This is a genomic window from Endozoicomonas sp. SESOKO4, from assembly GCF_024606275.1.
The window spans coordinates 1-16092 of sequence record NZ_JAHHPS010000019.1 but is presented as its reverse complement, the minus strand read 5'-3'; the positions used below and the strand labels follow the sequence as shown (position 1 = coordinate 16092).

Sequence of the window (16092 nt, the reverse complement as noted above, 5' to 3'; positions counted from 1 at the left end):
AGCGAAAATCATTGGTCAGCAAGCCGATGGGGCATGGTTAGAAAAAGCCAGCATTCGCCATAATAACTTCGTCAACTCAGCCACCTTCAGCGCCGATAGTCGATATGTGGTAACCGTCTCCAACGCCTATTCGTATTCAGTGACAATCACTGAACTACGAAGCAATCATTCATTGCCTGCTGTCACTGAGTGACGCCATTCTGTTTGTACTTGGAGCCTTACTGGCGTCATTCAGTCAACTGAGCCGCTCTCACTGACGATGGAAAGCATCTGATAACCAGCTATCTCTATCAGCGGGCAGCTTGAACTGGTTCTGGCATGTAATCACCTGCAGGGGTTTAATCAACCTCGAGGGACTGTTCTTCTTTGGCACGGAAAACTGCCAGACAATAACTCCGCCCTTTTCTGGCAGTGCCAAAAAAGCTCTCTATACTGGCACAGTCCCCACGGCATCATCGAGTACCAGAAATGTGATGGGTGCTTTGGGAGTCATGGCCTTTCTGGCTCTATTGTTCAATCTATAACCCCATAGGAGTCTTTCCCCGTTTCCGGGGATTCTTACACATGATGAATTGTCGGCATTACTTGACTCAACTAATCGTTACTGTCTTCCTGTTACAAACCCTGAGCCCGGAAGCAGGGGCGACGAGCCCATCTTCAACCGAACCTCCATCTCTGGCTCCTCTTAAAACAGTGTCGTGTGACGCTCTTCCAGAGCATACGACGGGGGTTAAGCAACGACTAAGCCAATATAAAAACCTTGTTTCCGGACGACAGTGCATTGTTCTTAACGCCGATCCTGCAAAAGATTTAAGTGAACAGATAAAACGGATTCCAGAAAACACCGTTATACTGCTCTCATCCGATGCCCCAACAGTAACAACGCCTTCTCCACCCGATGCTCCCACCCCTGTTAAGTACTATATTCACAATGAAATTCTGTTGAAGGATGGACAGGACATTCTTGGAGCTGCTGATGATGGCGAGGAAATCGTCATCATGCTTAAGTCAGGTTTTACAGACAACCATATGATCAGGGTTGGCACTGCTGAAAACTTCCGGTTTTCAGAAACAAGAGATAGTCACGTAGCGCACGTTACTTTTCAGCCAACTCAACATTCGATCCATAACCCTATTGACTCCGTTGTTTTAGCACAGTGCTATAACCGGAGACTGAATCTGGAAAACAACGTATTTCATCTTGCTCTTTACGGGGCCGCAGTCGATGTTGAATGCAGGGAACCTCTGGATGCAGCTGCCAATGATATGCGCCCGGGCCCTGGCTTGCGGTTCGTCAATAACACGCTCATAGGTAAACATTTCAAAAATATAATCCAAAGCTTTATTCCCGAGGATGGGCTATTTATTAATCTTCCTGCCATCAGGAACCAGTCAAAAAGGATCGCTGTTATTGGAAACACATTCCGGGGCAACATGGCAGAAGCAGGCGAGCTTGTTCTTGGACCCGGGACTCAAATGGATATCTTCAGAAACTCCATCAACATTTCCAATCACGGTAATACACGTCGTGAATCTATTACTGCAAGAAAAGGAGGTTTCGCGCTTATAGGTCACACAGATACCGATTCAGAGAGCCCTCGCTTTAATATGGCAGGCAATCAGATCCAGGTAACGGGGATCGCTATAACCATCTTTGCGCAGGTTGAACTGGCTCTCGCCTGTAACCACCTGCAGGCAACTCATCCATGGCGACAGGTGTTGGCACCATTCAGCCTGAAGGCCGTTGACCCATTGGAACTGGTCGATGAGTGCCAAAAATTGATGAGTCCAACCGTTACGCCAACACACACGCCACCGAGAATCTGTCAGATCGAGAATACCTGGACGGCCATCAATGATTCCACAGACACGGCTTTAAGTGGACTGGTCAACATTGAAGGTCACTTGCTCTTCGGCTCAAAAATCTGTCGGGTAGCCGATACGATTTCTGATTCCAGTACCCGAAAGACTTACATTACCGGCCCCTCCCCCGTTAATAGCAGGAGATCCACTTCATCAGCGGAGGCAACCGTCGTGCCCACTGCCCTGGGCGTCGTGAGCATTCTGGCGATATTGTTCAATCTATAACCTGTCAGTTTCTTTAGGTACCTGACAGCTGGCCAGATGTTTAACAGATATGAATCATGCCAATCCAGCTTCAGCCCTGGCGGCCACCATCTGGTGACTGCCTGCGACGACAGAGCAGCGAAATTCATCGGTCAGGCGACCAGTGGCTCATGGTCAGAAAAAGCCAGCATTTCTCATAATGGCTGGATCTACTCAGCCACCTTCAGCGCCGATGGTCGCTATGTGGTAACCGCCTCCGGCGACCAGTCGGTGAAAATCACTGAACTGCGGAGCAATAATTCATTGCATGCTATCACTGAGTGACGCCATCTTGTGTGCGCTGAAAGACAGAAATTCTGCTTGTTGCCCTTAACAACATTTTATGAACTTTCATTCTAAAATTGACTCCAACTTTCCGGTATCAACATTGACTGCCCTTGCTGATCGGAGATAAATACCTACTTTTGGAGGAATCAGAAGTGCATGGAATAGAGAGCAATACCTGCATTGCTGAGTCAAACCCGCCGCGACCCATGAGAGCTCAATTGGAACGTTCGTCATCATGTGTCAGTGCAGGTAGATCGGTTGTTGTAGCTAACATGAAGGAAAAGGATAGACCTTTATTTCAGTATTTTTCTGTTCTATTAAGCCCCATGATTTGCAGCCGTTTGCAACTTCGGGATATTGTCAGTTTAGAAAGGGTGTGTACCCAACTTCGCGATGGTATCAAACAAGATAATACTCTGGCAAAAGCGTGGTATCGCCGGTTTCCTTCATCACACCAGCATCAACTAAGGACAGCTATCAACAGCAAAAATTATGATCAACTCAATGATTGGTTAGAGTCCTTCACAAATGATCAGGCGTTAGTGAAATCACTCACAGACCGCAATCCGGAGAGGGTTAATGTACCTGCCCTGTTTTTTTTCACTACGACAAAACTGATGTCTGAATGTAAAACATTCAAATTAGCTACAACAGCAACGATTCACGAAAAGGACTGCGTAAACTCAGCCAGCGTCAGTATTAATGGCCGCCACCTGGTCACCGCCTGTGACGATGGCACGGCGAAAATCTACGTTCATAAAGCGGATGGATCATGGAAAATAAAAGCTACCATTCCTCATGACTTCTGGGTCAAGTCAGCCACTTTCAGCCCCGATGGCCATCAGGTGGTGACCGCCAGTTTGGATGGGACGGCCAAGATCCTGCGCCAGAAGACCGATGGATCATGGGAATTAACAGCCACCCTTTTCCATAATAATATTGTCGAATCAGCCAATTTCAGTAGCGATGGCCGCCATGTAGTCACCGCCAGTTGCGATGAAACGGCGCAAATCCACAGCCAAAAGACCGATGGATCATGGGAATTAACAGCCACCCTTTTCCATAATCATCACATCCGATCAGCTACCTTCAGCACCGGTGGCCGTTATGTAGTAACCTCCAGTCGCGACAAAACGGCAAAAATCCATAGGCAGGAGGCCGATGGATCCTGGAAAGTAGAAGCTATCATTAACCACAAAAAATGGGTCAACTCAGCCACCTTCAGCCTCGATGGCCAGTATGTGGTGACCGCCAGTGATGATAAAACGGCGAAAATCTATGGCTATAACGATGGTTCATGGGAACCAGAAGACACCATTCACCATAATGACTGTGTCAACTCAGCCACCTTCAGTCCCGATGGCTGCTATCTGATGACTGCCAGTGACGATGACACGGTAAAAATCTATGCTCATAAAGCCGATGGATCATGGCAACCAAAAGCCATCTTTTTCCATCAGTATGGGTTCGGGGTCTTATCAGCCACTTTCAGCCCTGATGGCCGCCATCTGGTGACTACCAGTAGAGACGGAACGGCGAAAATCATTGGCCAGGAGCCCGATGGGTCATGGTTAGAAAAAGCCAGCGTTTCCCATAATGGCAGGATCTACTCTGCCACCTTCAGTGCCGACGGTCGCCAGGTGGTGACCGCCTCCAGCGACCATTCGGTGAAAATCACTGAACTACGAAGCAATAATTCATTGCTTGCTGTCACTGAGTGACGCTATCGATTGCAGAATGCATCATCTTCTTCTCTGCAAAAGCCCTGATCGGTTTTTTTTCCGGTAACTATACCCACTAACTGTGTCAGCTTCTGACTGCAAGTGCATCTGTATTGGATGCCGTAATAAATTCTGTCAGTAAGAGTGTTACGAGCTTATCGATCTCAGAGTCCTCCCCTGATTAAAAGGCAGAGGTACACTGACTCATCTTCTACCCGCCGACTGATGAAACTCAATCACATTTCGATCAGGGTCACGGATAAACAACAATATTGAACCACCCTCTGTTGAAATGGGACCTTCTGTGATGGCAATCCCGAGTGCTTGTAACCGCCCCTGAACCTCGATGATATCATCCACTTCAAGAGCCATATGGGTATAGCCCGGGTGTTTCTGGTCAACGTCCATCAGGATATTCTCCCCAGGCTGAACCGTTGCGTTCAGAATAAAGTTAAGGTTGACGCCGCAAGGGTGCTCCATAATGGCAACCGGCTCTGGCCCCACCGGGCCAGCCAGAAACCGAAAACCGAGCTGTTCATAAAAATCCCTGGTCGTCTGAAGATTGCTTACCCGTATGCCCACATGGTTAATTCTTTTGACTGGTATCACCATCCGCCTCCATCAGACTGGTCATTGAGCCTGACTATTGTTGTTTAACCACTGAAAGTGTTCTATCCCAATTTATCAATACCACCCAGCTATGTAAAAACCAAACACTGCCAGTTTCATCTCATTTACTGTGGCAAAGAGAAAGTGACCCATATAGCAATTCAGAAATTCTTGGCTATCCTGTGTTTCTATTGCGAATAACAAGAATGCCCAATGATGTTCCTTTACTTTTCCAGGGCAGAAAGTCAGCACAGATTGTTCTGGCGCTTTTCTGTTGGACAAATAGCCCCTTGTTAATAATATTGGCAAGAGTGATTTAGCGAGATTTAAATGCATTTTTACCGCTTATTCACAGCATTTGTTGTTTCTCTGCTAGCAACGGCGATTGTGCCACTATGTTACCCCTCAACCTTCATTGAACGGCATAGTCCCGATGGCCAAATGGTTCAGGTTGAAATCAATGATGGCACAGATCCCCGGGGTGTGAGTCAGTGGCAAGTGAGCTTGCTGCTTCCGGAAGGTTTCAATGACCAAAACAACATCCTCTGCTTTAAGGCGCCTTTGGTGTCAGCAGACTCGAACAGTATCGCAATATTAGTCACGAATAACCTGAGCGACTACTGCTATCAACTAGTGATAGTGAACAGAACACAACCCCCCGCTTTCCAAAAAAGCTCTAAAAATGGCACACTTGCTCGCTTGAAATCCATGACGGCGGACAGACCGGAACTGGCTTCCCTAACCACCCATCAACTCCTGAACAGCAAAATTCATACTACTCCACTCACTCTTCTGGCCTACTCCGACAAAATGACGGGCAATCGGCTGGAAACCCGGCAAACCCGGAATAATACACTGACATTGACAGGAGACAAGCTCGCTACCAACGCCGATTTTCCCGGAAGCGGCAACGGCGGCTTCTTCTACTCATCTCACCCTCCCCCCCGGGGAGGAAGAGGTGGCGGGCTATCGGGATTATTCGAAATCGACCTGATTGTTCTGAAACCCGTCGTCTCATGGCTGATGTCCATAGGAAAGGACTCTACCTCGTTTGAGGAACAGCTGTCCCCGGCGCGTTTAAAAATGACACGCGTTAACGCCGATGGCTCATCCGGTGAAGCCGTTATACCCGTTGGTTGGCTTGATTTCCTGAATATTGAGCAACTGACCGATGCTGATTTCTGGAACACCCTCTTCCAGCGTGCCGCCACTTCTTGCCCAGCCAGCGAAAACCTTCAATGGCAGCTTGGCTGTTTAAAACTGTTTCTTGAACGTACAGCTTTGAAGACACATCATGGGGGTCGATTAAAGACAGGTATCGGGGATGGAGAACCTTCTGGCAGGGTACCAGACAAAGAACCAAAGGACGAAAATAACGATCATCAAAAAGAGCAAAGAGATAAACCTGAAGATCAGGAGAGCAGATCACCGGGAGAACACAACGATGGCACTGGAGATGGGAATAACAGAAAAGACGACAATGGAGATAATGGAGAGGAGAGTGAAAAAAATGCGTCGACTCAAGACCTTCTGGAACTTGCGAACCAGCTTATTGCCACCATTGAAAGCGGTTCATCCAGAGCCGTTTTTAAGCTGAGGCAAATACTGGATGAGCTAGACATGCCTCAGCGTTTGCAGGTTCTGGAAACAGTGGGCACGAACAGCAGGGGTAATCCTGTCACTCCTATTGAGGCGGTGTTGCAACTGCAGCGTTCTTTCAAAGAGAATTCATCACGTAACCGGTTTATCGAGCAGCTGATAGAAGCCACAAGCGATAAAACACGGACTTTGAATGACCTTGACATGCTGTCACTCCAACCGATGCCACCCGATCGGGTACTGCCCCAAGCTGACAACAACCTGAGGATTTTGTATAAAATTCTTCTGGACATAATCCATGGGGCCAATCAATATGACCAACAGCCACCCATAGGACAATTTGAAAAATGTTGCTTTACTGAGTTCTTCGCTCATTTGTTCCTGATCTATTCAAACCCACTTGAACTTATTCGTAATCTTTTGGGGGAAATATCAGATTTAGCGACAAGGCATGATGTTATGATTAATGAACAATCATTGACATTTCCTACCTGTTTCCTGGATACCTTTATACAATTTCACCAACACCCATCTTTTCATGAATTAAAACATTTCGTAAATAAACTGTTAACTCAGGTGCCTGCTCCAGATCATTCACTTCTCGTTGACCAACCTTATTCCCAACCATCTTTGTCTGTTCAAACAAGACAGATCCACGGACTGCCTTCAGATGCCTCAGTGATAACTCCGGGAAGTTCATGTAATGCTGGCAGCAGCCCCGACAACCATGAACCTCAACATTTGAATCACGATTTGGGGAAGTTAGAACGTGCTGTAAATGGGCATCTCAGCCATGAAACAGTAAATGCACTGAAAAGAATCGCTCAGCAAAAAGAAGAGAAAAAAAGACAACAGTTACAAAAAATTGAAAGACAAATGATAGAAAGGCGGCGGACAGGACGTGCTGTAAATGAGCACCTCAGTCTTGAAAAAGTCTATGCGCTAAAAAAAATCTCTGAGAAAAAAAGAGAGAAAAGAAGACAACTGATACAACAAATTGAAAGACAGCAGATTGAAAGACAGCAGACAGAAAAGCAACAGATTGAAGAGTTAACTACAAAGTTTCAAGGGTTAAGATCAGAGAATCATGATTTACGGAGTCGCGTGAACTGTTTGCAAGCTGACAACGAACGCTTGGAAGAACGACTTCAAATAGCGAAGGATGAGCATAGTCAACAATCGGTAATCGATATGCCCCATCCGGCACCTCGACAAATGGCAGCGGCCAGCCTGGCGATGCGGAGCAATCACGCAGAGGATTCTGCTCCTTGCCAGCAATCGAGCACCTGCGATGAGCAGGCAAGCGGGTCGAATGAGCATTTACAAGGACCATCGCGGCAGGAAAGCAAAGCGCCATTCTGCAACCATTACCAACGGTTTTGCTCTGTCGGTTTTGCTTGCTGCGAAGGGTATTTCCCTTGCCATAAATGTCATAACGAAAACAAACAATCTCTATGTAAAGCTGAACTGAAGGCGTGGAATGCAATACGGCTTAAGTGTTCTTTATGTGGATATGAGGGAGATATTACGGAAAACTCTCAGACATGCCCAGCATGCCAGAAGCAAATGTCGCAATATTACTGCGCAAAATGCAAACACTTCGCCTCAACAGCCAACAACCCCTTTCACTGCGACAAATGCGGCATTTGTCGAATATACGCAGATAAAGCCTTTCACTGTGATGGTTGCGGTGCCTGTCTGACTATAAACCTGAAGGGTAATCACAAATGCCTTGAAAACGCTGGCTCCGATGAGTGCTTTATCTGCCTGGAAGACACTTTCTGCGGTTGCAGGATATTGCTCTGCTGCTCCCACGTGATTCATGAGGAATGCGCCGTTGTAATGCTTCAACATGAGATTAGAACCTGCCTTGTTTGCAAGCGCCCTTTATATAGCCAGATAGTTGAAAACCATGAATAACCGTCTGACCTGGTTTAATAGTCGCCGCTGATGAGCCCTTTGGGTATGCTGCGCCGGAGGCATCATTCAAACTTACCTTCTTGAGTGCTGATGAGGTGATTAGCTGAGGGCATGGATCGCAAGTAATCTTCCTGTTCTTTGGTCTCTATGGCTCCGGTTCGGGCTTCTCGCACTTTTGAAATAGCCTCATCAGATGAGGCACCATAGGCCATTAGCAGTCTGGCAACCAGCAGTCCCGTTCGTCCCAACCCTCCACGACAATGAACTAATACTTTCTCGCCCTGATCCAGGTAACGATAGATCGTGTTAACTGACTGTTTCCAATGCTCTTCAAACCGGACATCGGGAATGGAGAAATCTTTTATCGGCAAATGCAGCCACTTTATCCCTGCATTGTTGACTTCATTTTCAAGCTCATTGATACCCAGGATTTGAAATTCATGTTCTTCAATCAGAGAAATCACCAGCACTGCACCCCATTTTTTTATAGCTGCAATGTCTGTGGCCAGATCCCGGCTCTGGTCCTCTCCAAACACTGACTGCCTCTTTATACCGGGTGCAGCGGTCATGCCCAGAATTCCCCCTCCGGGAATAGAGACGGTATCAATGAGTAAAGGATGTGACTGTGATGTTGGCATTCAAGTGATTTCCAGTCTGTCTTCTGAGTTGATGATTGATTTTCCCACATATTCGGGAAGCATACATTGATGACTCAATACCTGATACCGCTTAATCCTGTTCTTTGAGCCAATTAAATTTATAATCGGCTCATGCATATTCTGACAGCGCTTGAACACTCATTCTGTTAACTCTTGAACACTTTTTACTGCTCTCGTCCGCAAACCCTTTGTTGGTATAAATATCGGAACCTGACAAGGTTGAGATGACTCCTGTTGTTCATCTCAACCAAAAAATCATTCAAAAAAGTAATTAGCTGGCAGGCATTGGAATGATCTCAAACATTCCGTCAAAGTCATCCAGAGTTGCTGACAGCTTTTCTATTAGCTCCACGTTGCCTTTGATCTCAGCATCACCGGACTTCAGTAGAGCTTTCAGGGAAGTTTGACCCAGCGCCATTTTTGTCAGGTCAGTTTTTTGAATGACCAGTTCAACATCCGTTTCCGGCAGTGTTTCAACTTCTATATTACTCATATTGGCGTTTGAAACCTCACCAAAGAAACGCTGCTCCAAGTCTGGGTGATAAAGGCCAAAACTAAAGTCTAAACCCGCCTGCTCCGCTTTTTCGGCATTCAGACGAACCGCCAGAAAGTCGAGAAACATGCCTGTTGGCGTATTAGCAATAACGTCTGCAGAGGCTAGCTTAATGGATGGTTTGATCTCTCCGGTTCTTAACTCCACTGCACCTTGCAAGTAGGAATTGCGCCACGCCATGGTTTCTGACTGATAACCCTGTTGCTCAAAGCTGTCAGCCAGTGCATAGCGATAATCCAGGTTATCAGGGTGACACTGCACCAGATCATTGAACAGCTGGGATGCTGCTTGATATTGCCCGTTATTGAAGTGTGAAACTCCCGCACCATAGAGTGTCTCTGAACCCGCAGCCTTGACATAAACACATGACTTGTCTCTGGTTTCCAGCGGGTTGGTGTTTACCGGGTTCATATCGTGATAACCAAGATATAAATTGACTACCGCACGGGCGTTATGACTGTACGAACCGTGGTAGCCATTGGTGTGCCAGGTCTGTTTTTGATCCTCTGGCACCAGCTTCTCAATTTCACGACCTACGTCGTTAATAGTGGTGCCATGGTTAGCCAGACGCATGGCCTGATTGTGAATAAAGCCATAGTTATCCCGTTGCAGAGTCATATACTCGGCAATTTCGTTATTTTCAGTGGCCGGATCATTCCAGACCGGTGCTGAGTGTGCAGCGTGAATACTGTCAACCATTCCGGAATCCACAAAACGCATTTTCAGTTCAGTCAGATACTTGGTCCAGACCAGTGCATCACGAACTTTTGCTCCCCGGAAGGTGTAGATGTTATGCATACCGTCATAAGTAAGCTCAGCGGTATTGAGTGAGCGGTATTGCGGAACATAGAGCACCATTTCCGCAGGTGCTTCAGCGCCCGGCATATTTATGGCGTGAAACTCCAGGCCATCAATATTGATCACTTTTTCACGTGACGTAATTTCTGTCGTAGGCGCCACAAGAGTGACCTCGCCCCTTGACGTACCCAACCCCAGAGCATTGTCAACGATGCCTTTGGTACTATTGGTTAACGTTGTTCCGTACTGATAGTTTGCCCGGCGGCCCATAGCAGTGCCAGCGATGACGTTTTCGTCAGCCAGCTCTTTGATGAAATCTTTTGGCGCGTAGATTTGCGCAGCTTCGTCGAAGTTGCCGGACTCATAAACCCCCCTGGAACCACCAAAGTGATCAGCATGCATATGGGAGTAGATCATCCCGGTAATTTTATGCTCTCCATTGATTTCAGGCAGGTGTTTTTTGGCAAAATCCCAGGCAGCTGCGGCTGTCTCCCGGGACAACAGCGGATCATGAATGACATAGCCGTTTTCAGAACGATAAATGGTCATATTGGATAGATCAGCCCCACGAATCTGATAGATACCATCCGTCACCTGATACAAGCCACCCGCCGTATAATTCAGCATACCCTGACGCCATATAGACGGATTGACCGTGGCAGGTATTTCGTCAATCGACATATCCGTCATGTACTGAAAACGATTTTTCAGCTCTCCCGCAGCATGATTGCCAAATTCTGCGATCAGCCCTTTGCGGTTACGATCAAAAGCGGAGACATCTTTCCATGGCAGGTTTTTTGCCAGGTTCTGGTTTGCTCGTTGAGTATGGGCAGTGGCAGGTTTGCCCTGATAGTCCTCGAGGCTGGTATATTCAGCACTTGCATTAAACGAAGCAAGAATAGCAAGGGTAATGGCTGAGAGAGTCTGTGTCGGTTTCATAGTGGTCCTTATTCACGGTTGAACTGAAGACCCGATCACTTTAATGGCTTAATTCATAATGATATATTTAGCATTTTTTAGTTTAATCATCACTGCTGGTTATATGTTGATGAAAGCATCAAAGTTCGATCTTAATCTCCTGCGAGTTTTTCTGGCGGTCTATCGCTATCAATCAATCACAGTGGCGGCTGAGGTTATGGAGTTAACCCAACCCGGCGTGAGTGGCGTATTAAAGAGAATGCAAAACCAATTGGGAGATACTCTGTTTGTCCGTGATGGCCGAGGCATTGCGCCAACGGATTTTGCCCACGAAATAGCCCGCCAGATTGAGCCCGCTCTGGAAACTATAAACAATACTCTCAGTGATATGCAGGGACTCAGCCATCACGGAAAGCGCCGGTTCGTCGTGTATACCCCAGAGCCCGTAATGCTGGTAATGCTCCCCAGGATTGAAGCAGACTTAACATTGGAAAACCGGGAAATAGTGCTTTACCCAACACCGACCAATGAGGAGGAGTTATTTGATAAGCTCAATTTGCGGCAAGCGGATTTAGCAATAGATTTTGCTCATGTCTCTACCTTATCTTATTTTACCCAGCCTTTGTTTACTGACCAGATCTGCCTGATTGCCAGCCGATCCCATCCCAGAATCCAGGGAAGCATTACGGCTGAGCAGTTTTATCAGGAAAAACATATAACGTTGAAACTGAGGCGTGAAAATAAATTTGTCGCAGACTCTTTTACGGAAGAGCCCCTACAACCAAGGAAAGTTATGGCTGAGTGCGACTCCCTGCTTGCGTTAATGGCTCTGGTAGCCAGTAGTGAAAGTATTGGTACTATGAGCAGCAGTCTGGCGAAGATATTTTCTCAACAATTTGGTTTACAGGTCATGAAAATACCGTTTCGTACTTTGCCCATTAACTACAAATTGCTAGCCCATAGCCGGGTCCGCAATAGCAAAACCAACTGCTGGTTGCGTAGCAAAATTCTGTCTTATGTCACAGAGTTAAGGGGTAAATAGACCAGGGCGGACAAATCATTTTTCTCATTATCATCTGCCTTTCACCACCCCCTGTCAGGAATACATAGACTCGTAAAAAATGCCCATCTCGCTGTTGGGTTCTGGCAGGGCTTGAATAGGGAGGTTGCAAATGGGTGAAAATATCATAAGTCTCCCCCTGTTTGGTTTGGTCGCCTATGGCTTATCGGCAGTTCGATTAGCTGGAAAGAAAGCTCAAAACGTACCAAATCACCCGATTCAGTTTCGTTTCATTGTATGGCTTTCAGAACTGGTGCCATCAGATAATTCATGACGGTTCTGCTCCCGGTAAGCACATCGACTACGGCTGTCATACCTGGCAGAACAGGCCACTGATCTTCAGTGGTGGGTAACTTTACCCTGATCCGGTAATAAGGCTGCCCCCGATCATCTTCCAGTGTGTCCGCACTGATCGACTCCAATGTTCCCTTAAGACTTCCGTAGGAAGCATTTTCATAAGCCGTCAGTTTCACTTGGGCATTCTGACCTGATCTCAGAAAAGCAATATCGGATGGTTTCACCTGAGCTTCAACCACCAGACTGTCACCTTCAGGGACAATTTCAATCAACGTGGCACCGGGTTGAATAACACTGCCCGGCGTATTCACATGAACCACTTTTATCAGACCACTGACTGGGGCTGAAAGCGACGTTCTGTGGACTTTGTCCTTAAGCCCCACCTGCCCTTCAGTCAATCTTCCCAAACGCTCGCGAGCCGACTGCAGTTCCTTTTGGACATCTGCCCGGTAGCGCACAGCTGTGCTTCTGTAACGACTGCGAGCTTCACTCAAAGCGGATGCCAGTCTGGGCTCCATCAATTTTGCACTCTCCAGCTCACCTTTCAATTCATTGGCTCGACGCTGCAGCCCCAGAATATCCACCTGAGTGACCAGCCCCTCGCGAACGAGAGGCTCTTTCAGCTTCAGTTCTTCTTCGATAAGGCTGTCACTACGGCTCAGGGTTTTTATTTTCTGTCGATGCTCTTTCAGCTCCTGACTCTTCTGACTTTCCTGGATAGACAATATATCGAGCTGACTTATAAACGACTCTAATCTCTTATCAAGAATAGCGTTCTGCTGTTCAAGCCTCATCAAGTCAACAGGTTCTGCATGGAATTTATCCGGTAATTCAGATCGAGTAATCTGCCATTGACCTTCCTTCTCGTGGAGTGAATTCAATTCCACTTCAAGTCTCAGAACTTCCCATGCTGTGTCTTCCAGTTCGGTTTCATTCACCATCAAGTTGGACCGGTAACGGGTTTCATCTACCTGCACCAGTGTATCGCCCCTGTTGACATGATCCCCCTCCCTGACCCCTACCCACTTCAATATGCCTCCGTCCAGACTCTGTACCAGCTGCACCCGGCTGTCAGGTACTACCCGACCATAACCGGTGACAACCTCGTCAAGTTCCGCCCAGCATGACCAGAGAATCAGCACAACGAGAAAAGCCAGAAGCATCCAGACAAACCATCGGCTGTAAACAGAAAGATCAAGCAGTCTTGCCTGATCACGGCTTCCGGCTGTTTCTAGCAACCATCTCTGCCAGCGACTTTCTTCCTTCATGACGGCTCAGCCCTGATGTCTTCTCTGGCCTTATCTGAAACCAACCGCCCTCCATCTAGCAGAATAACTCTACTGACTACATCCAAAAGACTGCTTCTATGCGTCATCAATATCAATGTGGTGGTGGCTGGAAGATCAGCAAGAGTCTGACGTATCTGGTCCTCCAGCAGGCTGTCCATATGAGCAGTGGGCTCGTCCAGCACCAGCACATCGGGCTTATTCAAAAGAACTCTGGCCAATGCGACAGCTTTACGCTGACCACCAGAGAGCCTCTGTCCACCCTCTCCAACATGGTATTCCAATCCAGCCAGTGACATCCCTGTAAAGGCACCGACTCCAGATGCCTGTGCTGCAAATAATAGAGCTGCTTCTTCAACGTCGTTATGACCCAGAATAATGTTGTCTTTTATCGTGCCATGGAAAAGCCAGGGCTCCTGGGCCAGAAAACCAACTTTCTTCCTCAAGTGGCGAGGATGAATATCATTGATATCAATATCATCCAATGTGATTCGTCCCTGTTCGGGCGTATAGAGCGCAGCCAGAGTTCTGGCCAGCGTTGACTTGCCGGAACCAGACCGTCCCACAATAGCTACTTTTTCACCTGATGGAATCTTCAGAGTCAAGTCCACCAGCGCAGGCACTGCAGCTCCCGGATATTTGAAGGACACCTGCTCAAAGCCAATCCTGCCTTCGAGCCGACCCAGATTGCGAAAATGATGGCCGGTCTGTTGTTCATCCGGTTGAGCCATTAATTGCCCGGTGACCCTGTAGGCAGTCTTTGCCTGATGGTAGCGGGTTGCCAATAGAGCCAGTTGCATGAAAGGAGCCATAGCTCTGCCGGTTAACATCATAACCGCTATGAGCGCCCCCAGATTGATCACGCCAATACTGATGGCATTCACCCCGAAATAGATAACGGCCACTGTCGTCAGCTGCTGTGCACAAAGTGCAACCACTGTCACTGTTCCGGTGATCGTCCGGGTCTTTAACCCCCAGGTGGCCATTTGACCTACAGCCTGCTCCCAACGTTTTTGGAAACGCCACTGTGCGCCCGCCAGCCTCAGAGTTTCCATACCGGTCAGGCTTTCAACCAGATCTCCTTGCTTTCTTGCTGACAAGCGCTCACTCTCTTCTATAGTGCGGCGCAATGCGGGTTGTATCACCAAACTCACCAGAACCATCAACGCAATGGCAACAATGTGTATCCAGACCAGTCCGCCGGCAAGAAGACCAATCACCAGAAGAAAAACCAAAACAAAAGGAATATCCACCACAGCGATAAGGCAGGTGGACGTAAGAAATTCCCTGATGGCGTCAAAGTCCTGAAGCTGTCGGGCGAACGCTCCTGTGGAAGCAGGTTTGGCTGATAACTGCATAGCCATAACCTTGGCATAAATCCGGCTGGCTGTGAGCAGGTCAGACTTTTTGGCAGCCAGATCAATAAACCGGTTTCTCAGGTATCTGCAAGAAAACTCAAAGACAATGACCAACAATATTCCTAATGTCAGAGCATTGAGTGTTCCCATGGCCATACCCGGGATAACCCGGTCATAGACCAGACGAACAAACAGGGGAACGGACAGCGCAAAGAGATTAACCAGCAGTGAAACCAGCAATATCTCCCGATAGATGGCCCTTCCAGCCAGGAGAGCCCCCCAGAGCCAGTGCTCATGCAAAGCGGGTTCCAGGTCCGGTTCCCGATCGTCTCTGATACTGGCAGGACTAAACAAAATAAGAACATCACGGGTGCTTTTCTGAAACTCTTCAACTAAAAAATAGTAAGGTTTTGATGGCTCCGAAGGATTCAGCAGCCTGATCTGGCCATCCTCAACAGCAAGAATAATGATCGGCAAATCCTGCCACCACGCCAGGCAAGGAAGGCTGCCCTTTGGCAGACCCGCTTCGGAAAGGTTTAGTGTTTTTTCATACGTCAGTAGCCCTGCATTTTCAGCCGCTCTTTTAAGCAGATGCTCAGGAATAAATCCATCTTCAAGAGGAAGACCCGATAAAACAACTTCAGGAGAGACCGACCGTTCATAATAGTTTGCCAGCCAGACCAGGCAATTCAGTATGGGATCCCGGCTCATTTCGCTCGCCTTAGTCATGTTCTCAACGACAGTGGAACGCTAAGTTAGAGTAGAGCATGAATATCAGGACCGCCATAATCCATCGAAAGGCCCCACCATTCATGAAGCATTTAAGAAAAAGCAGAGCGGAGGAAAATCACCTACCCTTAAGTAGTTCTAGCAGCCTGTCGGACTTAAGCGTCCGTAGCGAGGATTGCAAGAAATTGAGG

General features: G+C 47.6%; 11 protein-coding genes. 6 read left to right on the top strand and 5 right to left on the bottom strand.

Translation table 11 applies throughout. From position 1 onward, the window contains the following. The 4 genes from KDK16_RS00295 to KDK16_RS00280 all read left to right on the top strand — a co-directional run. On the top strand, window positions 1–193 hold a 193-nt coding region (locus KDK16_RS00295; RefSeq protein ID WP_257274183.1), incomplete at its 5' end, for a hypothetical protein. 371 nt (window positions 194–564) lie between these two features. Beyond that, window positions 565–2088 (top strand): hypothetical protein, encoded by a 1524-nt coding sequence (locus KDK16_RS00290; RefSeq protein ID WP_257274182.1) that lies wholly within the window; start codon window positions 565–567, stop codon window positions 2086–2088. A 36-nt stretch (window positions 2089–2124) separates the two neighbouring features. Next, a complete protein-coding gene (locus KDK16_RS00285; protein ID WP_257274181.1) occupies window positions 2125–2391 on the top strand; it encodes a WD40 repeat domain-containing protein in 267 nt (88 codons plus the stop codon). Between the two features lie 155 nt (window positions 2392–2546). Beyond that, window positions 2547–4115, top strand: a complete 1569-nt coding sequence (locus KDK16_RS00280) for a WD40 repeat domain-containing protein (protein WP_257274180.1) — start codon at window positions 2547–2549, stop codon at window positions 4113–4115. A 204-nt stretch (window positions 4116–4319) separates the two neighbouring features. Here the strand turns inward: KDK16_RS00280 and KDK16_RS00275 are convergent, their stop codons facing one another. Next, window positions 4320–4727 carry a VOC family protein gene (locus tag KDK16_RS00275; protein WP_257274179.1) on the bottom strand — a complete coding sequence of 136 codons (408 nt, stop codon included), beginning with the start codon at window positions 4725–4727 and terminating at the stop codon, window positions 4320–4322. Window positions 4728–5054: 327 nt separating this feature from the next. Here KDK16_RS00275 and KDK16_RS00270 point away from each other — a divergent pair, with 327 nt between their 5' ends. Continuing rightward, window positions 5055–8243: a CHY zinc finger protein gene (locus KDK16_RS00270; protein ID WP_257274178.1), complete on the top strand. Its 3189-nt coding sequence runs from the start codon at window positions 5055–5057 to the stop codon at window positions 8241–8243. A 62-nt stretch (window positions 8244–8305) separates the two neighbouring features. On the opposite strand, the gene KDK16_RS00265 is transcribed toward KDK16_RS00270, so the two are convergent. Beyond that, window positions 8306–8881 carry a cyclin-dependent kinase inhibitor 3 family protein gene (locus tag KDK16_RS00265; protein WP_257274176.1) on the bottom strand — a complete coding sequence of 192 codons (576 nt, stop codon included), beginning with the start codon at window positions 8879–8881 and terminating at the stop codon, window positions 8306–8308. Window positions 8882–9173: 292 nt separating this feature from the next. Next, window positions 9174–11192 carry an alkyl/aryl-sulfatase gene (locus KDK16_RS00260; protein ID WP_257274174.1) on the bottom strand — a complete coding sequence of 673 codons (2019 nt, stop codon included), beginning with the start codon at window positions 11190–11192 and terminating at the stop codon, window positions 9174–9176. Window positions 11193–11301: 109 nt separating this feature from the next. Here KDK16_RS00260 and KDK16_RS00255 point away from each other — a divergent pair, with 109 nt between their 5' ends. Continuing rightward, the gene (locus tag KDK16_RS00255) at window positions 11302–12213 is read left to right on the top strand and encodes a LysR family transcriptional regulator (RefSeq protein ID WP_257274173.1); all 912 of its coding nucleotides are present in this window, start codon (window positions 11302–11304) and stop codon (window positions 12211–12213) included. Between the two features lie 248 nt (window positions 12214–12461). Here KDK16_RS00255 and KDK16_RS00250 read toward each other — a convergent pair whose 3' ends face one another. Further along, window positions 12462–13796 carry an HlyD family type I secretion periplasmic adaptor subunit gene (locus KDK16_RS00250; RefSeq protein WP_257274172.1) on the bottom strand — a complete coding sequence of 445 codons (1335 nt, stop codon included), beginning with the start codon at window positions 13794–13796 and terminating at the stop codon, window positions 12462–12464. Continuing rightward, on the bottom strand, window positions 13793–15883 hold the full coding sequence (locus KDK16_RS00245; RefSeq protein WP_257274171.1) for a type I secretion system permease/ATPase: 2091 nt from the start codon (window positions 15881–15883) through the stop codon (window positions 13793–13795). The genes KDK16_RS00250 and KDK16_RS00245 overlap by 4 nt, the downstream gene beginning before the upstream one ends. Window positions 15884–16092 lie beyond the last annotated feature (209 nt).

Bases quoted from the DNA above. Each gene is read 5' to 3' on its own strand.
- KDK16_RS00265 (WP_257274176.1), bottom strand. From the start codon at position 8,881: ATGCCAACATCACAGTCACATCCTTTACTCATTGATACCGTCTCTATT.
- KDK16_RS00270 (WP_257274178.1), top strand. From the start codon at position 5,055: ATGCATTTTTACCGCTTATTCACAGCATTTGTTGTTTCTCTGCTAGCA.
- KDK16_RS00285 (WP_257274181.1), top strand. From the start codon at position 2,125: ATGTTTAACAGATATGAATCATGCCAATCCAGCTTCAGCCCTGGCGGC.
- KDK16_RS00260 (WP_257274174.1), bottom strand. From the start codon at position 11,192: ATGAAACCGACACAGACTCTCTCAGCCATTACCCTTGCTATTCTTGCT.
- KDK16_RS00255 (WP_257274173.1), top strand. From the start codon at position 11,302: ATGAAAGCATCAAAGTTCGATCTTAATCTCCTGCGAGTTTTTCTGGCG.
- KDK16_RS00290 (WP_257274182.1), top strand. From the start codon at position 565: ATGATGAATTGTCGGCATTACTTGACTCAACTAATCGTTACTGTCTTC.
- KDK16_RS00245 (WP_257274171.1), bottom strand. From the start codon at position 15,883: ATGAGCCGGGATCCCATACTGAATTGCCTGGTCTGGCTGGCAAACTAT.
- KDK16_RS00275 (WP_257274179.1), bottom strand. From the start codon at position 4,727: ATGGTGATACCAGTCAAAAGAATTAACCATGTGGGCATACGGGTAAGC.
- KDK16_RS00250 (WP_257274172.1), bottom strand. From the start codon at position 13,796: ATGAAGGAAGAAAGTCGCTGGCAGAGATGGTTGCTAGAAACAGCCGGA.